The organism is Luteimonas sp. J29 (genome assembly GCF_000472505.1).
Lineage (GTDB): Bacteria > Pseudomonadota > Gammaproteobacteria > Xanthomonadales > Xanthomonadaceae > Luteimonas.
In genome coordinates this window covers 218,277-236,818 of sequence record NZ_AWZR01000002.1, presented here as the reverse complement: position 1 = coordinate 236,818, position 18,542 = coordinate 218,277, and the positions used below count along the sequence as shown (strand labels likewise).

Sequence of the window (18,542 nt, the reverse complement as noted above, 5' to 3'; positions counted from 1 at the left end):
CAGCGACACTCCAAGGGCATGTCTGGCCGCCGCGCGGCGGGCTTCAACCTCATCGAGCTGATGATCGTCGTGGCGATCATCGGGATCCTGGCGTCGATCGCGCTGCCGAGCTACAACGAGCACGTGCGCAAGTCGCGCCGCGCGGGCGCGGCGGCGTGCGCGGCGACCATGGCGCAGGGGATGGAGCGCTACTACACCACCGCGCTCACCTACGTCGGGGCGCCGTCGGCGGACGAACTCGACGACCGCTGCGACCCGGACGTGCTCCGCTTCTACTCGATGGCCACCGCCGACGTGGACGCGAAGACCTACACGATCACGGCGACGCCGATCGGGAAGCAGTCGGGCGATTCGTGCGGCACCCTGAGCCTCGACCAGGCCGGGACGAAATCGCCGGCCACCCCGGGCTGCTGGTGATCCGGCAGCGCCGGAAACGCAAGAGGCCCGCATCGCCGCGGGCCTCTTGCTCTGGATCTGGCGCCCGAAGTTGGACTCGAACCAACGACCCCCTGATTAACAGTCAAGTGCTCTAACCGGCTGAGCTATTCGGGCGGGGCGGAAGATTGTAAGACGCCGTCCCCGGACGGGGCAAGCCGGGACGGCGGTTGCGGCGGCCCGGTTCAGTCGGGGCAGGGCTGCGGCGACACGGGGCGGAACCGCCTGGGGCGACCCATGTTGTTCACGATCACGGCGCCCAGCAGGAGCCCGTCGGCGCCGCAGACCGAGATCGTGACGTTGCTGCCGGCGCTGCGGCCGTCGGGCGTGTAGCGGACCTGGCGGCGCCCGGCCGTGGCCAGCACCCGCAGATGCCGGCTGGTGGGCGCGCGCTCCACCCGGATCACCTCTTCCCCGGCATCGGGCTGCCGGTTGCCGTCGGCATCCAGGAACAGCAGCCAGCCACCGCTCCAGTCCGGGAGGCCGTCGCAGCCCGTGCCGTCGCTGGAGGGACAGAGCACCGCCGGCTGGCGGTAGGTGATGGCGGCCATCCGCGCCAGCTGCAGCTGGGTGGCGAGCGCATCCATCGCGGCCGTCGCCCGGTGCCGCTCCAGCAGGCTGCCCATGGCGGGCACCGCCAGCGCCGCGCAGATCCCGAGGATCGCAAGCACCAGCCCCAGTTCGACCAGCGTATGTCCTGCCTGTCCGGCGCGCATGCCAAGCCCTCCGTGGCCCCGGGTCGAGACTGCCCGCCGGACATGAACGCCACCATCGGAATGCCCGCGCGGCAGGGGTAGGAAAACGCCGTCCCAGGCCCCATCACGGTGGATCGTTACACTGGATGGCCCGCGCCCACGCCCCCCGATGACCAGCCCGCATCCCGCCACCTTCCAGCTCGTTGCGCCGTACCAGCCCGCCGGCGACCAGCCGCAGGCGATCGAGAAGCTCGTCGACGGCTTCGAGGCCGGCCTGGCCGCGCAGACGCTGCTCGGCGTCACCGGCTCGGGCAAGACCTACACCATCGCCAACGTCATCGAGCGGGTGCAGAAGCCGACCCTGGTGATGGCCCCGAACAAGACCCTGGCCGCGCAGCTGTACGGCGAGTTCAAGCAGTTCTTCCCGCACAACGCGGTCGAGTACTTCGTCAGCTACTACGACTACTACCAGCCCGAGGCCTACGTGCCGTCCACCGACACCTTCATCGAGAAGGACAGCTCGGTGAACGAGCACATCGAGCAGATGCGCCTGTCGGCGACCAAGGCCCTGCTGGAACGGCGCGACGCGATCATCGTCTGCACCGTGTCGGCGATCTACGGCCTGGGCGACCCGAACGAGTACTTCAAGATGGTGCTGCACATGGTGCGCGGCGAGCGCATCGACCAGCGCGAGCTGATCCGGCGCCTGACCGAGATGCAGTACACCCGCAACGACACCGAGCTGCGTCGCGGCACCTACCGCGTGCGGGGCGAGGTGGTGGACGTGCACCCGGCCGAATCCGACGACGAGGCGCTGCGCATCGAGCTGTTCGACGGCGAGATCGAGAAGCTGACCCTGTTCGATCCGCTCACCGGCGAGACCCGCCGGACGCTGCCGCGCTACACCATCTACCCCAAGTCGCACTACGTCACCACGCGCCGGACCACGCTCGACGCGATCGAGGCGATCAAGCGCGAGCTGCCCGAGCGGCTGGAGCAGTTCTACGCCCAGAACAAGCTGGTCGAGGCCCAGCGCCTGCAGCAGCGCACCCAGTTCGACCTGGAGATGATGGCCGAGGTCGGCTACTGCAACGGCATCGAGAACTATTCGCGCCACCTCACCGGGCGGATGCCGGGCGAGGCGCCGCCGTGCCTGTTCGACTACCTGCCGCCGGACGCGCTGCTGGTGGTCGACGAGTCGCACGTCACCGTCCCGCAGATCGGCGCCATGTACAAGGGCGACCGCTCGCGCAAGGAGACCCTGGTGGAGTTCGGCTTCCGGCTGCCGTCGGCGCTCGACAACCGGCCGCTGAAGTTCGAGGAATGGGAGGCGCGCTCTCCGCGCACGATCTTCGTCTCGGCGACGCCGGGCAAGTACGAGCTGGAGAAGTCGCAGGGGCAGGTGGTCGAGCTGGTCGTGCGCCCGACCGGCCTGATCGACCCGGAGGTCGAGATCCGCCCCGTCGCGACCCAGGTGGACGACGTGCTGGGCGAGATCAACAAGCGCGTGGCGATGGGCGACCGGGTCCTGATCACGACCCTGACCAAGCGCATGGCCGAGAACCTCACCGAGTACCTCGGCGAGCACGACGTGCGCGTGCGCTACCTGCACTCGGACGTGGACACGGTGGAGCGGGTGGAGATCATCCGCGACCTGCGCCTGGGCAAGTTCGACGTGCTGGTGGGCATCAACCTGCTGCGCGAGGGCCTGGACATGCCCGAAGTGTCGCTGGTGGCCATCCTCGACGCCGACAAGGAGGGGTTCCTGCGCTCGACCGGCTCGCTGATCCAGACCATCGGCCGCGCGGCGCGCAACGTGCGCGGCAAGGCGATCCTGTACGCCGACACGGTGACGCGCTCCATGCAGGCCGCGATCGAGGAAACCGACCGCCGCCGCCAGAAGCAGATCGAGTACAACGCCGAGCACGGCATCACCCCGAAGTCGGTGGTGCGCGCGGTGATGGACATCATGGAAGGCGCCCGCGACGAGCCCGCGGCGGCGAGCGCGGCGGCCGGCAAGGCACGCCGGGTGGCCGACGAAACGGAGGACTACGCGGCGCTCGACCCGGTCAAGCTGGCGGCCCGCCTCAAGGCGCTCGAACAGCAGATGTACCAGCACGCCCGCGACCTCGAGTTCGAGGAAGCGGCGCGGGTGCGCGACGAGATCCGCAGGATCAAGGAAGCTGCGCTGGCCGGGTCGTGAGCGGCCCGGGCCCGTCTCGGGCCACGGCGGCGCGGCAAGGTGCGGGGAGGCGTTCCAGGGGATCCACGCGAGGAGCGTGGTGGGCGGTACAGGGTTCGAACCTGTGACCCCTACCATGTCAAGGTAGTGCTCTACCGCTGAGCTAACCGCCCGGCCGCTGCGCGAACCGCGCAGGGGCGCGAATTCTAGCGCAGGCGGGGGGGCGGGGACAACCGATCGGGGCGGCATGGCTTGCCAGTCGCCCCACGCCCCCACCCCGGCCCTCCCCCGCAAGCGGGGGAGGGCGTATCGACATGGCCGAGCGGAAAGCCGGTCAGTCACCGGGCGGAGCGACCGACGGCCCCGGCGCAGAGGCATGCCGACTGCCTGGCGCATGTCCCGCCTCGCCTCGGCGCCAGAGGCACGCTGACCGCCCGGTGCATGTCCCGCCTCGCCGCGGAGCCGGCAGGTCCAGCGGCGCTGCCGGATGGCGCCCGGGACGCCACAGGGGGGAGCACGCTCGACGTCTGTGCCGTACCACGCACATCGCCCGCCATGTCGCTCCCTCCCCCCGCTTGCGGGGGAGGGCCGGGGTGGGGGCCGGCGCGGCCGCCGCTCGATGCCTCCAGCCCCTTCGCGCAAATCCCCCAAGCGTGGCCGCACGCCGCTGATGGCACTGCAGTTCGGAGGCAAAGCCCCGGAGAACCCGGGAAAAAGAAGCCCCCGCGGCGGAGGAGCCGGCGGGGGCCAGGCGTCGCCCGGCGGAGGGACCCGGGCGGCGTGGGCTGCGGGAGCCGTCAGAAGCGGTAGCTGAAGCCCACCAGGGTGGTGCGCCCGTACTCGAAGTAGCGTTCCGGGCGGTTGGCCGGGTCGCCGTCGTTGTAGGCGGCGAACGGCTCGTCGCCGATGTTGCTCACCTGCAGGTACAGCGACAGGCCTTCCAGCGGGCCGTGGTTGAAGGTGTAGTTCACCTGTGCGTCCTGCACGGTCTCGCCGGCGATGCTGATGGTCTGGTAGTCGGCGCCGAAGCCGCGGGTCTCGCCGCGGAAGTCGGAACGGGTGCGGCGGCTGTAGCGGATCGAGAATCCGCCGCGCTCGTAGTAGACCGTCGCGTTCGACACGTACTTCGACAGGCCGCTGATCGGCTCGCTGGTACCCGGGCCGTTGGGATGGATCGAACTGTCGGTGTCGGAGTAGGTGGCGATGATGCCCAGGCCGTCCAGCGGTGCCCACAGCACGTCCAGCGGTACCGAGGCTGTCAGCTCCAGGCCCCGGATCGTGCCGCCCTCGCCGTTGAACGGCTGGTTGATGCGGCCGATCGGCGAGTCGGGATAGACGTCCTGGCCCGGGATCGGCGGCGGCAGCGGGAAGTCGCTGAAGTCGAACGCGACATCCTGGTTGTAGATGTAGGTCTTGAGGTCCTTGTGGAACCAGGCCGCGCCGACGTAGCCGCGGTTGCCGGCGGCGGTCGTGAAGTACTTCTCCAGCGAGACGTCGACCGCGTCCGCGAGCCATGGGCGCAGGCGCGGGTTGCCGCCGCCGGCGGACCACTCGCCGCGGGTGACGTCGATGCCGACGTTCATGCCGGCGGTGAGCTGGTCCATGCGCGGGCGCGCCATCTGCCGGGCCAGGCCCAGGCGCAGCACGGTCTCGGGCAGGAATTCGAGCCCCAGGTTCAGGCTCGGCAAGGTCACCGAGTAGTCGATGCCGTCGGTGACCCCGCTGCCCGCCGGGTTGCCCTCGAAGGTGGAATAGCCCAGCGACGACTGGTCGACGTAGATCTTCTGCACGCCGACGTTGCCGCGCAGCGGCATGCCGCCGAGCTCGGTATCGATGTCGGCCTTGACGTATACCGTCGTCTGCTCTTCCTCGACCTCCCAGTTCTTGGCCGCGATGTCCTCGTGGTAGTTGTAGACGAAGTTGTAGAGGCCCGAATCCAGGATCGCGTTGGCATCGTACACGCCGAGCCGGCCGATGCCGCCGAAGTTGAAGTCCTGGATGCCGCCGGGGAAGGGCGCGGTCACGCCGAAGCGGCCGCCGCTGCAGTCGGTGAGGCACAGCTTGGCCTCGATCGAAGCCTTGTCCTTGGTGCGCTTGCTGTGGTTCGCGCCGAAGTCGATCGAGCGGAGGAACCCTTCGTCGAAGCTGCGGATGGCGTTCAGGCGCACTGCGCGGATCCGGTCGTTGACGCCGAAGTCCTTGATGTAGCCGTCCTGGCCCCAGCCGCCGGAGTCGGTCAGGACCAGGGTATCGGGGTTGTCGAAGGTCTGGCCGAGCACGTAGTTGTAGAACAGGCCGCCCGGATCGAGGCTGGCATGGAGCGTGGTGTAGCCGTTGTTGCTGGCCACGCCGGCATAGGTCTCGAGCACGCGGAAGCTGCGCTCGACGTCGGACTTGGACAGATCGAAGTTCACCAGCCAGTGGTCGCCGATGTGGAACTTGTTGTTCAGGCCGATCGAATCGAGGCGGTCGTCGATGGGGTTGCTGTCCATCCGGATCACCGGCGAGACGTCGTCCCAGGTGCTGTCGACGATGGTGCCGTTGCCGGCCACCGTATAGCCCGGTCGCAGCACGCCGCTGCCCCAGAGGGTGCCGAACTCCATGCCGGTCTTGATCTCGGTCTTCTCGAACCGGGAGTGGAACCAGTCCAGGCTGCCTTCGTAGACGTCGTTGGGCTTGAACTGGAGCGTGGCCGCGACGCCGGTGCGCTCGTGCGCGTTGTCGAAGCGGTAGAGCTTGCCGCCGCCCAGCACGGTGGTGCCATCGGGCCCGTCGGTGAAGCCCCAGACCTCGTTCTGGAAACCGGGCTGGGGGCTGTCCATCCTCGAGACCGCCAGCATCACGCCGAAAGTGCCGTCGGCGAACTGGTCGATGTAGGTCGCGCTCAGGCGGTGCCCGTTCTCCTTCTGGTCGCGGATCCTGTTGCGCTCGTAGCGGGCGTTGACGCTCATCACCCGCTCGTCGAACGACAGGGGGCGCACGGTCTGCAGGTCCACCGTGCCCGACAGGCCCTGTCCGACAAGTGCCGCGTCCGGGGTCTTGTAGATGACGACCTGGCTCAGCAGTTCGGACGGGTACTGGTCGAACTCGACGCCGCGGTTGTCGCCGGTGCTCGCCTGCTCGCGGCCGTTGAGCGTGGCGGTGGAGAAGTCGCCGGCGAAGCCGCGGATGTTGATCTGGGTGGCGCGGCCGCGCTCGCGCTGCGCGGTCAGGCCCGGCAGGCGCGCGATCGACTCGGCGATGCTGGCGTCCGGGAGCTTGCCGATGTCCTCGGCGGAGATCGCTTCGACGATCGAGGTCGAGGTCTGCTTGGTGTCGATCGAGCGTTCGATCGAGGATCGGATGCCGGAGACGACGACCCGGTCGAGTTCGATGGCCTCGTCGTCGGAGGGTGCGGTGCCGGCGTCCTGCGCGAATGCGTGCGGCGACGACAGCAGGATTGCGGATGCGAGCGCGGAGCTCAGCAGGGTGCGTCTTGGATGCAACATCTTCCCCTCCCGAAAGGCAATGTTGTCGTGGATTCGTCTGGTCCGGCCCGCCATTCGATTCGCGTCACGACCGGACGGTCGGCATGCGCCGGGCTTGCGGCAATGGTAGAGGCCCGCGACGCGCGCAGCGCCTTCCTGCATACGTATTCATGCGCGTTCGCCGCTGGAAAATCAGGGGTTTCAGGGACAGGTGGGCGCGCGGCGCGAACGCAAGCGGCGCGCCGCGTGTGGCAAGGGCTGCAGGCGGAGGCTGGCTCCGCGACCGGAGCATGCGTCAGCGCGATGCCAGCCCTGGCGTCGGGTCAGGCGCGTACAGCACGCCGTAGCCAGGCAGGCGCAGGCGTCCGTTTTCCAGGGATCCATGGTCGAAACCGGGCAATGCGACGGGCGTCGCCGTCGTCGTGTCGAGGACGACCTCCGTGGACGATCCGGAAAGGTTGAATGCCACCAGCAGTCGTTGCCCCGCGTGCTCGCGGACGAAGGCGAGCACAGGTTCGGGCGTGTCGAGGAAACGGATCGTGCCCGCCTGCAGGGCCGGCTGCCGCTGGCGCCAGGCGAGGAACGCCCGCACTGCGTTCAGCGTGGACCGGTGGTCGGCGCGCTGCGTCTCGACGCTGAGCGTGCGGTGCCCGGCGGGCACGGGCAGCCATGGCGTGCCGGTGGTGAAACCGCCGTGCTCGCCGGCGGTCCATGGCATCGGCGTGCGGCATCCGTCGCGGCCCTTGAAGTTCGGCCAGAAGGCGATGCCGTACGGATCGCGCAGCGCCTCGAACGGGACGTCCGCCTCCGGCAATCCCAGCTCCTCGCCCTGGTAGAGGCAGACCGTGCCGCGCAGGGAGCACACCAGCGCCACCAGCATCCGTGCCAGCTGCGGCGGCGCCGAGGGGCCGCCCCAGCGTGACACCGCGCGGCGCACGTCGTGGTTGGACACCGCCCAGCACGGCCAGCCTTCGGTCATCACCGATTCCAGGCGCGACACCGTGTCACGGATGTAGCGCGCGCTGAAGTCGTCCACCAGCAGCTCGAAGCTGTAGCCCATGTGCAGGCGCCGGCCGGAGGTGTACTCGGCGGTGGTGGCGAGCGAGTCCTCCGAGGAGATCTCGCCCAGCGTCACCGCGCCGGGATAGCGGTCGATGAGCGCGCGCAGCTCCTCGAGGAAGCCGATGTTCTCGGGCCGGGTGTTGTTGTACCAGTGGTACTGGAACGCGTACGGGTTGTCCGGGCTGAAGCCGCGGCCAATGCGTTCGGACGCCGGCTTGGGCGGGTTGTCGCGCAGCTGGGCGTCGTTGAAGCAGAAGTTGATCGAGTCCAGGCGGAAGCCGTCCACCCCGCGGTCGAGCCAGAATTTCACGTAGTCGAGCGTGGCCCGGCGGACCTCGGGGTTGTGGAAGTTCAGGTCCGGCTGCGAGGACAGGAAGTTGTGCAGGTAGTACTGGCCGCGGCGCGGCTCCCAGCGCCAGGCGACGCCGCCGAAGATCGACATCCAGTTGTTGGGCGGGGTGCCGTCCTCCTTCGGGTCGGCCCAGACGTACCAGTCGGCCCTGGGGTTGTCGCGGCTGCGCCGGCTCTCCTGGAACCAGGGGTGCTGGTCGGAGGTGTGGCTGAACACCTGGTCGATCATGACCTTCAGCCCCAGGCGGTGGGCCTTCTCCAGCAGCCGGTCGAAATCGTCGAGCGTGCCGAACAGCGGATCGACGTCGCGCTGGTCGGAGATGTCGTAGCCGAAGTCGGCCATCGGCGAACGGAAGAACGGCGAGACCCAGATCGCGTCCACGCCCAGCGAGGCGACGTAGTCGAGGCGCTCGGCGATGCCGGGCAGGTCGCCCACGCCGTCGCCGTTGGTGTCCATGAAGCTGCGCGGGTAGATCTGGTAGATCACCGCGCCACGCCACCAGTCCTTCGTCGCCTGCATCGCCACCGGGGCCTCGAACGTTCCGTGGCGCGCACTATTCCATATCGCGCGCGCGCCGCAGCGCCGGGCGGAGCGCCGTCGGCAATGAATACGTATGCAGTGGCCGGCCGGTTCCGGGGACGGAGGAGGCATGGCCGGGGCGCGCAGATGCCTGAAAACAAGGGCTCGCGTGCGCCTCGTGGCGTCGCAGTGCGGCGCGCCGGCGGCGGCGACGCGGCGGGGACAGCGGCGCGCGAACGGGCGACAATGCCCGCGTCGCCATGGGGAGTGCGGTCTGGATGTCGTCCAAGCCTCGACTGTCGTTCTGGCAGATCTGGAACATGTGCTTCGGGTTCCTGGGGATCCAGTTCGGGTTCGCGCTGCAGAACGCGAACGTCAGCCGGATCTTCCAGACCCTGGGCGCCGAGGTGGAGCAGGTGCCGGGCCTTTGGATTGCCGCCCCGCTGACCGGCCTGCTGGTGCAGCCGGTGATCGGCTACTTCTCCGACCGCACCTGGACCCGATTGGGTCGCCGTCGGCCGTACTTCCTGTGGGGCGCGATCTTCTCGACCCTGGCGCTGTTCGCGATGCCGAACTCGCCGCAGCTGTGGATCGCCGCCGGCATGCTGTGGATCCTCGACGCCTCGCTGAACGTGTCGATGGAACCGTTCCGCGCCTTCGTCGGCGACCAGCTGCCCTCGCGCCAGCGTCCGACCGGCTACGCGATGCAGGGCTTCTTCATCGGGGTCGGGTCGGTGGTCGCCAGCCTGCTGCCGTGGCTGCTGGCGAAGTGGGGCGTGGCCAATACCGCGGCGCCCGGCGAGGTGCCCGACACGGTGCGCTGGGCGTTCTACGCCGGCGGCGCGGTGCTGCTGCTGGCGGTGCTGTGGACGGTCGTGACCACGCGCGAGTACCCGCCGCAGGTGCTGGCGTCGTTCGACGACGCCGAACCGGAGGGCGCGCGCGAATCCGCAATGGCGACGGTCCCGGGCGCCGGGGGCGGCGTGCCCTGGCTGCTGGCAGGCATCGTGGGCATCGGGCTGGTCTGGTCGCTGGCCTGGGACCGGATGCTCTATGTGCTGGCAGCGCTGCCGCTGGCCTATGGCGCGCTGCGGCTGCTCGCGCCGCGCGTCGTACCGGGGTCGATCCTGGCCGCGCTCACCGCCGACCTGCACGCGATGCCGGCCACGATGCGCCAGCTCGCCGTGGTCCAGTTCTTCTCCTGGTTCGGCCTGTTCTGCATGTGGATCTACACCACGCCCGCGGTAACCGCGCTGCACTTCGGCGCCACCGACACCAGCTCGGCCGCGTACAACGAGGGCGCGAACTGGGTCGGCGTGCTGTTCGCGGCCTACAACGGCTTCGCCGCGCTGGCTGCGATCGCGATTCCCTGGATGGTGCGCGCGCTGGGCCTGCGCGGCAGCCACCTGGCCTGCCTGTGGCTCGGCGGTGCAGGCCTGGCCTCGATGGCCCTGCTCCGCGACCCGCAGTGGCTGCTGCTGTCGATGGCGGGCGTCGGCTTCGCCTGGGCCTCGATCCTGTCGCTGCCCTACGCGATGCTGTCCGACAGCCTGCCCGCTGCGAAGATGGGCGTGTACATGGGCATCTTCAACTTCTTCATCGTGATTCCGCAGCTGGTCGCGGTGAGCACGCTGGGCGTGCTGCTGGCGCACCTGCTGGGTGGCGAGCCGGTGCGGGTGCTGGTGCTGGGCGGCGCCTGCTTCGCCGTCGCGGGGCTTTGCGCGTTGCGGGTGCGGCTGCCGCTGCGCCGGGAGGCGGAGGCGTGAGGGGAAGGAGGAGCGGAACGATGCAGATCCATGGTGGTTCCCCTGCGGGACGTGCCGCGCGCGTGCTGGCGATGCTCGCGGCCCTGGCCGCATGCGGCTGCGGCGCCGGACCCGCGACGGCGACGGTCGACGAGGTGCACGGCACGCTCGAGCCGTTCGCTGGCGAGGCGGTGTACTTCGTGCTCACCGATCGCTTCGTCAACGGCGATCCAGGCAACGACCACCGCGACCAGGGCGGCGAACACCGCACCTTCGACATCCCGCTGCCGCCCTGCGACGGCGTGGCGGGCAACATCGGCTACCTCGGCGGCGACTTCCGTGGACTGGCCGACAACCTCGGCTACATCCAGGACATGGGCTTCAGCGCGGTCTGGATCACGCCGGTGGTCGACAACCCGGACCAGGCCTTCACCGGCGGCGAACCGCCCGGGTGCGGCAGCATCCTCACCGACCGCGGCAAGAGCGGCTACCACGGCTACTGGGGCGTGAACTTCTTCAGGGTCGACGAGCACCTGCCCAGCCCGGGCATGGACTTCGCCGACCTCGCCGGCGAACTTCACCGCCGCGGCATGAAGCTGGTGCTCGACATCGTCGGCAACCACGGTTCGCCGGCCTGGACCATGCCGGTGGCGCAGCCGCAGTTCGGCCAGGTGTTCGACCGCGACGGCAGGCTCGTGGCCGACCACCAGAACCTGCCGCCGCCGCAGCTCGACCCGGCCGGCAATCCGCTGCATGCGTTCTACAACGCGACCGGGCCGGTCGCGGACGGGCAGGGCTCGATCTACGACGGCAACCTCGCCCAGCTTGGCGACTTCGACGCCTCCAACCCGGCCGTGCTCGAGTACCTGGTCGAGGCCTACGGCCACTGGATCGACCAGGGCGCCGACGCCTTCCGCATCGACACCATCGCCTGGATGCCCACCCCGTTCTGGCAGCGCTTCAGCGAGCGGATCCGCGAAAAGCGTCCCGGCTTCTTCATGTTCGGCGAGGCCTTCGACTACGACGCCGGGAAGATCGCGATCCACACCCGCCCGGGCCATGGCGAGGTGAGCGTGCTCGACTTCCCGATGAAACAGGCCATGGACGAGGTCTTCGGCCGGAAGGGCGCCGGCTTCGAGCGGCTGGAGCCGGCGTTGTTCCTCGAGGACGGCCCGTACGCGAACGTGTACGAGCTGGCCACCTTCTACGACAACCACGACATGCCGCGCATGGACGCCAGCGACGAGGGCTTCATCGACGCGCACAACTGGCTGTTCACCGCGCGCGGGATCCCGGTGGTCTACTACGGCTCGGAAGTCGGCTTCATGCGCGGTCGCGCCGAACATGCGGGCAACCGCAACTACTTCGGCCAGGAGCGGATCGACGCGGCGAAGGACAGCGTGATCCACCAGCAGCTGCGCCGGATCGCGCGGCTGCGTCGCGAGACGCCGGCGCTGCAGCGCGGCGTGCAGGTGAACCTGCTGCTGGAAGGCGATGCGGCGGCGTTCTACCGCGTGTTCCAGCACGAGGGCGTGGCCCAGACCGCGCTGGTGCTGCTGAACAAGGGCGATGCGCCACGGGTCGTCGGGGTGGACGCGCTGGTGCAGCCGGGCGCCTGGCGCGATGCCTTCGATGGTTCCCGCGTCGAGATCGGCCAGCGCATCGAGGTCGAGGTCCCGGCCCACGGCGTGCGCGTGCTGCTGCGCGATGCGCCGGTGGATGCGCCGGCGCTGCGCGAGGTGCTGCGGCGGCGGATGCAGGCCCGGGCCCCCCGCACGGGCGCGGACACGACCTCCGGGTGACGCGCGGCGTCGCCGTGGCCTGGGCGGGGTCCCGCGCTGTCGGCGCGGCCGTCGGAATCCGCGTCCCCTATGGCCCGCCCGCGCCGTGGACCGGTGCCGCGGGCGCGCCGCCGGTGGACTCGCGCACCACCAGCGAAGCCGGCATCCGCACGCTCTCCGCCGTCTCGCCCGCGATCAGGCGCACCAGCGCGTCGACCAGCAGCTCGCCGGCGCGGATCGTGTCCTGGACCACGGTGGTCAGGGTCGGGCTGGCGATGCGCGCGGCAGGGATGTCGTCGAAGCCGACCACTGCCACGTCGCCAGGGATGCGCAGGCCGCGCTCGCGGAAGGCCTGCATGGCGCCGATCGCGATCAGGTCGCTGGCCGCGAACACGGCATCGAACGTCAGGCCGCGCTCGAGCAGTTCCATCCCGGCCGCGTAGCCGCAGTGCTCGGCGCTCTCGGCGTCCACCTGCAGCGCGCGGTCCAGGCCGTCGCCGCCGGCCTCGCGCAGCGCGGCGTCGCAGCCGGCGAAGCGGTCGAGGAACTCGGGGTAGTGCTCGGACGCGTCGCCCAGGAAGGCGACGCGGCGATGGCCCAGGGCGGACAGGTGCGCGCCGGCCAGGCGCCCGCCGCCGAAGTTGTCGCAACCGATCGACACGCCCGGCTGGTCGGGCATCACCGCGCCCCAGCGCACGAACGGCGTGCCCTGTTCGACCAGCTTGGCCAGCTTGCCCTCGTAGGCGAGGTAGTCGCCGTAGCCCAGCAGGATCAGCCCGTCGGCCTTGTGGCTGTCGCCGTACTCGGCATGCCAGTCGTCGGAGAGCTGCTGGAACGACACCAGCAGGTCGCGGCCGTGGCGCGAGCAGGTGCGGGTGATCGAGCCCAGCATCGGCAGGAAGAAGGGGTTGATGTGGGACTCGTCGGCGGTCGGGTCCTCGAACAGCAGCAGGGCCAGGGTGCCGGCGTACTGGCGGCGCAGCCCCGAGGCGTTCTTGTCGACCTTGTAGTTGAGCTGCTCGGCGATCGCGAGGATGCGCTTGCGGGTCTCCTCGCTCACCATCGGGCTGCCGCGCAGGGCACGCGAGACGGTGGGCTGGGACACCCCGGCCAGGTAGGCGATATCCAGCGAAGTGGGCCGGCCACGGCTGCTCATGGCCCGATGATGCCACGGCCCGGTCGCAGGAGCGGCGGGGCGCCGGCGCGCGGGCCGGCGGGTGCCCGCCGGCCGCCTGGCGCGCCCTCCGACGGCCCGGTCCGGCCGGCAGTCGGGCCCGTTTTCGGCTAGAATCGGAGCCCCACGAACGCATCAGGGTGGCCTGCGGAAACGCCGGCCGAGTGTGCGACATGGACACTACCACCGCCCAGCGCTGATCCCGCACGAGGCCTCCCGGCAAGGGCGCCCTCGTGGCGCTTTTTTTGTGGCCGCGGCGCGGCGTCCCCCGGGTCGCCACGGTGTCCCGCCGATCCGCCCGCAGCCCCCGATCCCCGGTTCCAGATTCCCCGCCCGCACATGATCACGATCACCCTCCCAGACGGCAGCAAGCGCGAGTTCGAGCATCCCGTGACGGTCATGGACGTCGCACGTTCGATCGGCCCGGGCCTGGCCAAGGCCACGGTGGCCGGCAAGGTCGACGGCCGCCAGGTCGACGCCTGCGACCTCATCGACCACGACGCCACGCTGCAGATCCTCACCCCGAAGGATCCGGAAGGCGTCGAGATCATCCGCCATTCCTGCGCGCACCTGGTCGGGCACGCGGTGAAGCAGCTGTACCCGGACGCCAAGATGGTGATCGGCCCGGTGATCGAGGACGGGTTCTACTACGACATCTGGTACCACCGGCCGTTCACGCCCGAGGACCTGGCCGCGATCGAGCAGCGCATGCGCGAGCTGATCGCGCAGGACTACGACGTGGTCAAGAAGATGACGCCGCGCGAGGAAGTCATCGAGGTGTTCAAGTCCCGCGGCGAGGACTACAAGCTGCGCCTGATCGAGGACATGGGCCCCGAGGTCACCGCGATGGGCCTGTACCACCATCAGGAATACGTGGACATGTGCCGCGGCCCGCACGTGCCCAACACGCGCTTCCTCAAGAGCTTCAAGCTGCTGCGCATTTCGGGCGCGTACTGGCGCGGCGACTCGAAGAACGAGCAGCTGCAGCGCATCTACGGCACCGCCTGGGCCGACGACAGGCAGCTCAAGGCCTACATCCAGCGGATCGAGGAGGCCGAGAAGCGCGACCATCGCCGGATCGGCAAGCAGCAGAACCTGTTCCACCTGCAGGAGGAGGCGCCCGGCCTGGTGTTCTGGCATCCCAGGGGCTGGGCGCTGTGGCAGGTGGTCGAGCAGTACATGCGCCGCGTGTACCGCGAGACCGGCTACGGCGAAGTGCGCTGCCCGCAGATCCTCGACGTCGAGCTGTGGAAGCGCTCGGGCCACTGGGACAACTACAAGGACAACATGTTCTTCACCGAGTCCGAGAAGCGGACCTACGCGGTGAAGCCGATGAACTGCCCGGGCCACGTGCAGGTGTTCAACCAGGGCCTGCACAGCTACCGCGACCTGCCGATCCGCTACGGCGAGTTCGGCTCCTGCCACCGCAACGAGCCCTCGGGCGCGCTGCACGGCATCCTGCGCGTGCGCGGCTTCACCCAGGACGACGGCCACGTGTTCTGCACCGAGGAGCAGGTCGAGTCGGAGGTCCGCGCGTTCCACGCCCAGGCGCTGAAGGTGTACGCGGACTTCGGCTTCGAGGACATCCGGATCAAGATCGCGCTGCGCCCCGAGAACCGCCTGGGCGACGACGCCACCTGGGACAAGGCCGAGGACGCCCTGCGCTCGGCCCTGCGCGCCTCCGGCGTCGAGTGGCAGGAGCTGCCGGGCGAGGGGGCCTTCTACGGACCCAAGATCGAGTACCACCTGCGCGACGCCATCGGCCGCACCTGGCAGCTGGGGACCATGCAGGTCGACTTCATGATGCCCGGCCGCCTGGGCGCCGAGTACGTGGACGAGCACAGCCAGCGCCGGCACCCGGTGATGCTGCACCGGGCCATCGTCGGCTCCATGGAGCGGTTCATCGGCATCCTGATCGAGCACCACGCCGGCGCCTTCCCGGCCTGGCTGGCCCCGGTCCAGGCGGTGGTGATGAACATCACCGACGCCCAGGCCGAGGCCGTCGTCGAGACGACCAAGCTGTTGAATTCAAAGGGATTCAGGGTGGTGTCCGACACCCGCAACGAGAAGGTCGGCTACAAGATCCGCGAGCACACCCTGCAGCGCGTGCCCTACCTGCTGGTGATCGGCGACCGCGAGCGCGAGGCCGGGGCGGTGGCGGTCCGGACCCGATCCGGCGAGGACCTGGGCTCGATGCCGGTCGAGGCCTTCGCGGCCCGGCTGGCGGACGTCTCCAGGCCCTGACGGTTGTATCCGGGCCGGATTCCGTTAAAAATCCGTCCCATCCCGCCCGGCGGGCGCCCCGCGGCGCCCCCGGTATTCCCATTTCCGGAGACGAAGTATTAGCACCCCAGAGAAGCAGAATCGCCGCAACAACGAAATCCGCGTGCCGCGCGTGCGCGTGATCGGGTCCGATGGAGAAATGATCGGCGTGTTGTCGCGCGACGAAGCCCTGCAGATGGCCGAGGAAGAAGGCCTCGACCTGGTCGAGATCCAGCCCAATGCGGATCCGCCGGTCTGCAAGATCATGGACTTCGGCAAGTTCCGGTTCGAACAGCAGAAGAAGGCCAACGAGGCCAAGAAGAAGTCCAAGCAGGTCGAGATCAAGGAAGTGAAGTTCCGCCCCGTCACCGACGAGGGGGACTACCAGATCAAGCTGCGCAAGATGCGCGGGTTCCTGGACGAGGGTGACAAGGTCAAGGTCAACATCCGCTTCCGTGGCCGCGAGATGAGCCACCAGGAACTGGGCCGCGAGATGGCCGCCCGGATCGAGGCCGACCTCGGCGAGGACATCGTCATCGAGTCCCGTCCCCGGCTGGAAGGGCGGCAGATGGTGATGATGATCGCCCCCAAGAAGAAGTAGCCCCGCGCGGGCGGGTGCGGTCCGATCCCCGCCTGCCGCACGTTGCCCCGCCCGCCGCCCGGCCCGCGTCCGGGCGTGCTCCGTGCCAGGTATGCCGCCCAGGCTCCGGTGATCCGCGGACTCCGTCCGCCGGCCGCCTCGCCCGAGACCGGGCAAGACCCGGCGAGCCCCGCCGGAGCGGGCGCCCGAACCGCCTGAATTGCAAGGGAAATCGCGAAGGGGCATAATGCCCGGCTCCGGTTCGCCCGGAGTTTGGTCGCAAGACCTCTGGACCTGCCCTGGTTCCTTCTGGAATCAAGGGTTTACAAACCGGCCAGGCAGGATGGAAAGCGTGCCGAGTGATGCGGCGCCGCCCGGGCCAGTACTCGAAACGACCCCAAGGACATCGCAATGCCCAAGATCAAGACGCATCGGGGCGCGGCCAAGCGCTTCCGGAAGACCGCTTCCGGCAAGTACAAGGCGGGCCACGCCAACCGCAGCCACATCCTCACCAAGAAGGCGACCAAGCGGAAGCGCAACCTCCGGCAGACGAACCACGTCCGCGCCGAGGATGCGGGCCGTCTGGACCGCATGCTTCCCTATCTCTGAGGAGGGCTGAACCATGGCAAGAGTCAAGCGTGGCGTCCAGGCGCGCCGTCGCCACAAGAAGGTCCTCGGCCGTGCCAAGGGCTACTACAACGCCCGGCGCAAGGTGTTCCGCGTCGCCAAGCAGGCGGTCATCAAGGCCGAGCAGTACGCGTACATCGGCCGCAAGCAGAAGAAGCGCAATTTCCGCACCCTGTGGATCGCGCGCATCAATGCCGCCGCCCGCGCCAACGGCCTGAGCTACAGCCGCTTCATGAACGGCCTCTCGAAGGCCGGCATCACCCTGGACCGCAAGGTGCTGGCGGACATCGCCGTGCACGACGCGGCCGGGTTTACGGGCCTGGTCGAGAAGGCGAAGGGCGCGCTCGCGGCGTAATGTCACGTGTCCCGTCGCCGCCGCCGCGCATGCGCGGACGGTGGCCGGGAGACCAGGTGGTACACGCATGGGGAAGGGCGCAAGTCCTTCCCCATTCGTTTTTCCAGGGCCGGTCGGCGCGCAGGGGCAGTGGCGCCGGGCCGGGACCAGGCCGGGACCCGCGCCGCCAGCATACGGGCGCGGGGCGCGGCCGCCAGCCGGGCCAGGGGTCCGGAACGCAAGGGACGTTCGATGAGCGACATCGAGTCACTGTCGAAGCAGGCGATGCAGGACATCGCCGCGGCCACCAGCGCCGACGCGCTGGAGGGACTGCGCGTGGCGCTGCTGGGCAAGAGCGGCAGCATCACCGCCCGGCTCAAGGCGCTGGGCACGCTGCCGGCCGAAGAGCGCAAGGCCGCGGGCGAGGCGATCAACCGGGTGCGCGACGCGGTGACCCGCGCCCTGGCCGCGCGCCGCGCGGAGCTCGAGGACGCCGAGCTCGACGCGCGCCTGGCCGGCGAGTCGATCGACGTGACCCTCCCCGGCCGCGACCCCGGCCGCGGCACCGTCCACCCGATCAGCCGCACCATGCAGCGCATGGCCGACATCTTCGGCCGGCTCGGCTACGACCTCGCCGACGGCCCGGAGATCGAGGACGACTGGCACAACTTCGAGGCGCTGAACTTCCCGCCGCACCATCCGGCGCGCGCCATGCACGACACGTTCTACTTCGGCGACGGCCGCCTGCTGCGCACCCACACCTCGGGCGTGCAGGTGCGCTACATGGGCGAGGCGGTCGCCAACAAGAGCGGGCCGCCGCTGCGGATGATCGCGCTGGGCAAGGTGTACCGCTCCGACTCCGACCAGACCCACTCGCCGATGTTCCACCAGTGCGAGGGCCTGCTGGTCGACGAGCACTCCACTTTCGCCGACCTCAAGGGCACGCTGGCCGAGTTCGTGCGCGCGTTCTTCGAGCGCGATTTCGAGATGCGCTTCCGCCCCAGCTACTTCCCCTTCGTGGAGCCCGGCGCCGAGGTCGACATCGCCTGGCAGCGCCCCGACGGCAGCACGCGCTGGCTCGAGGTGCTGGGCTGCGGCATGGTCCATCCGAACGTGCTGCGCGCGGTCGGCATCGACCCCGAGCGCTACACCGGCTTCGCCTTCGGCATGGGCGTGGAGCGGCTGGCGATGCTGCGCTACGGCGTGGACGACCTGCGCGCGTTCTTCGACAACGACCTGCGGTTCCTCAGGCAGTTCGCCTGAGGCAGTGGCCGGCGGCGCGGATCGCGCGTCGCCCGCCAGCGACGACTGATCACGGGATTCCAGC

The 18,542-nt window shown here is 69.6% G+C and carries 13 protein-coding genes and 2 tRNA genes; 9 read left to right on the top strand and 6 right to left on the bottom strand.

The window, feature by feature from the left end; translation table 11 throughout:
* Nucleotides 1–18 precede the first annotated feature (18 nt).
* Entirely contained in the window at nt 19–417 is a 399-nt protein-coding gene (locus LUTJ29_RS0103925; protein ID WP_043740340.1) for a type IV pilin protein, read from the top strand.
* 58 nt (nt 418–475) lie between these two features.
* Here the strand turns inward: LUTJ29_RS0103925 and LUTJ29_RS0103920 are convergent.
* Both LUTJ29_RS0103920 and LUTJ29_RS0103915 read right to left on the bottom strand, forming a co-directional pair.
* Nucleotides 476–552: transfer RNA gene (locus tag LUTJ29_RS0103920), tRNA-Asn, on the bottom strand.
* Nucleotides 553–620: 68 nt separating this feature from the next.
* Nucleotides 621–1,151 (bottom strand): GspH/FimT family pseudopilin, encoded by a 531-nt coding sequence (locus tag LUTJ29_RS0103915; protein WP_027071405.1) that lies wholly within the window; start codon nt 1,149–1,151, stop codon nt 621–623.
* A 148-nt stretch (nt 1,152–1,299) separates the two neighbouring features.
* Between LUTJ29_RS0103915 and uvrB the strand changes: the two genes are divergently transcribed.
* Complete coding sequence (uvrB, locus tag LUTJ29_RS0103910; protein ID WP_027071404.1) at nt 1,300–3,333, top strand: excinuclease ABC subunit UvrB; 2,034 nt, start codon at nt 1,300–1,302, stop codon at nt 3,331–3,333.
* A gap of 77 nt (nt 3,334–3,410) precedes the next feature.
* On the opposite strand, the gene LUTJ29_RS0103905 is transcribed toward uvrB, so the two are convergent.
* The 3 genes from LUTJ29_RS0103905 to LUTJ29_RS0103895 form a co-directional block, all read right to left on the bottom strand.
* Nucleotides 3,411–3,485: transfer RNA gene (locus LUTJ29_RS0103905), tRNA-Val, on the bottom strand.
* A 624-nt stretch (nt 3,486–4,109) separates the two neighbouring features.
* Nucleotides 4,110–6,800, bottom strand: coding sequence for a TonB-dependent receptor (locus tag LUTJ29_RS0103900; protein WP_027071403.1), 2,691 nt, complete (start codon nt 6,798–6,800; stop codon nt 4,110–4,112).
* Between the two features lie 274 nt (nt 6,801–7,074).
* On the bottom strand, nt 7,075–8,712 hold the full coding sequence (locus LUTJ29_RS0103895) for an alpha-glucosidase family protein (RefSeq protein WP_043740338.1): 1,638 nt from the start codon (nt 8,710–8,712) through the stop codon (nt 7,075–7,077).
* Nucleotides 8,713–8,990: 278 nt separating this feature from the next.
* Between LUTJ29_RS0103895 and LUTJ29_RS0103890 the strand changes: the two genes are divergently transcribed.
* On the top strand, nt 8,991–10,478 hold the full coding sequence (locus LUTJ29_RS0103890; protein ID WP_027071401.1) for an MFS transporter: 1,488 nt from the start codon (nt 8,991–8,993) through the stop codon (nt 10,476–10,478).
* Between the two features lie 71 nt (nt 10,479–10,549).
* Nucleotides 10,550–12,259: an alpha-amylase family glycosyl hydrolase gene (locus LUTJ29_RS16030; RefSeq protein WP_084524670.1), complete on the top strand. Its 1,710-nt coding sequence runs from the start codon at nt 10,550–10,552 to the stop codon at nt 12,257–12,259.
* Nucleotides 12,260–12,326: 67 nt separating this feature from the next.
* On the opposite strand, the gene LUTJ29_RS16025 is transcribed toward LUTJ29_RS16030, so the two are convergent.
* Nucleotides 12,327–13,394: a LacI family DNA-binding transcriptional regulator gene (locus tag LUTJ29_RS16025; RefSeq protein ID WP_051322676.1), complete on the bottom strand. Its 1,068-nt coding sequence runs from the start codon at nt 13,392–13,394 to the stop codon at nt 12,327–12,329.
* Between the two features lie 357 nt (nt 13,395–13,751).
* On the opposite strand from LUTJ29_RS16025, the gene thrS reads away from it, so the two are divergent.
* The 5 genes from thrS (at nt 13,752) to pheS (ending at nt 18,478) form a co-directional block, all read left to right on the top strand.
* Entirely contained in the window at nt 13,752–15,656 is a 1,905-nt protein-coding gene (gene thrS / locus LUTJ29_RS0103875) for a threonine--tRNA ligase (protein WP_027071400.1), read from the top strand.
* A gap of 97 nt (nt 15,657–15,753) precedes the next feature.
* Nucleotides 15,754–16,275: a translation initiation factor IF-3 gene (gene infC / locus LUTJ29_RS0103870; protein WP_043740336.1), complete on the top strand. Its 522-nt coding sequence runs from the start codon at nt 15,754–15,756 to the stop codon at nt 16,273–16,275.
* A gap of 390 nt (nt 16,276–16,665) precedes the next feature.
* Complete coding sequence (gene rpmI / locus LUTJ29_RS0103865) at nt 16,666–16,863, top strand: 50S ribosomal protein L35 (protein WP_024889803.1); 198 nt, start codon at nt 16,666–16,668, stop codon at nt 16,861–16,863.
* 13 nt (nt 16,864–16,876) lie between these two features.
* On the top strand, nt 16,877–17,236 hold the full coding sequence (gene rplT / locus LUTJ29_RS0103860) for a 50S ribosomal protein L20 (protein WP_027071398.1): 360 nt from the start codon (nt 16,877–16,879) through the stop codon (nt 17,234–17,236).
* Nucleotides 17,237–17,467: 231 nt separating this feature from the next.
* Nucleotides 17,468–18,478, top strand: coding sequence for a phenylalanine--tRNA ligase subunit alpha (gene pheS, locus LUTJ29_RS0103855; RefSeq protein WP_027071397.1), 1,011 nt, complete (start codon nt 17,468–17,470; stop codon nt 18,476–18,478).
* The last annotated feature ends 64 nt before the right edge of the window (nt 18,479–18,542 follow it).

Coding starts and splice junctions, on each gene's coding strand:
- LUTJ29_RS0103925 (WP_043740340.1), top strand. CDS start 19: ATGTCTGGCCGCCGCGCGGCGGGCTTCAACCTCATCGAGCTGATGATC.
- LUTJ29_RS0103915 (WP_027071405.1), bottom strand. CDS start 1,151: ATGCGCGCCGGACAGGCAGGACATACGCTGGTCGAACTGGGGCTGGTG.
- uvrB (WP_027071404.1), top strand. CDS start 1,300: ATGACCAGCCCGCATCCCGCCACCTTCCAGCTCGTTGCGCCGTACCAG.
- LUTJ29_RS0103900 (WP_027071403.1), bottom strand. CDS start 6,800: ATGTTGCATCCAAGACGCACCCTGCTGAGCTCCGCGCTCGCATCCGCA.
- LUTJ29_RS0103895 (WP_043740338.1), bottom strand. CDS start 8,712: ATGCAGGCGACGAAGGACTGGTGGCGTGGCGCGGTGATCTACCAGATC.
- LUTJ29_RS0103890 (WP_027071401.1), top strand. CDS start 8,991: ATGTCGTCCAAGCCTCGACTGTCGTTCTGGCAGATCTGGAACATGTGC.
- LUTJ29_RS16030 (WP_084524670.1), top strand. CDS start 10,550: ATGCTCGCGGCCCTGGCCGCATGCGGCTGCGGCGCCGGACCCGCGACG.
- LUTJ29_RS16025 (WP_051322676.1), bottom strand. CDS start 13,394: ATGAGCAGCCGTGGCCGGCCCACTTCGCTGGATATCGCCTACCTGGCC.
- thrS (WP_027071400.1), top strand. CDS start 13,752: ATGATCACGATCACCCTCCCAGACGGCAGCAAGCGCGAGTTCGAGCAT.
- rpmI (WP_024889803.1), top strand. CDS start 16,666: ATGCCCAAGATCAAGACGCATCGGGGCGCGGCCAAGCGCTTCCGGAAG.
- rplT (WP_027071398.1), top strand. CDS start 16,877: ATGGCAAGAGTCAAGCGTGGCGTCCAGGCGCGCCGTCGCCACAAGAAG.
- pheS (WP_027071397.1), top strand. CDS start 17,468: ATGAGCGACATCGAGTCACTGTCGAAGCAGGCGATGCAGGACATCGCC.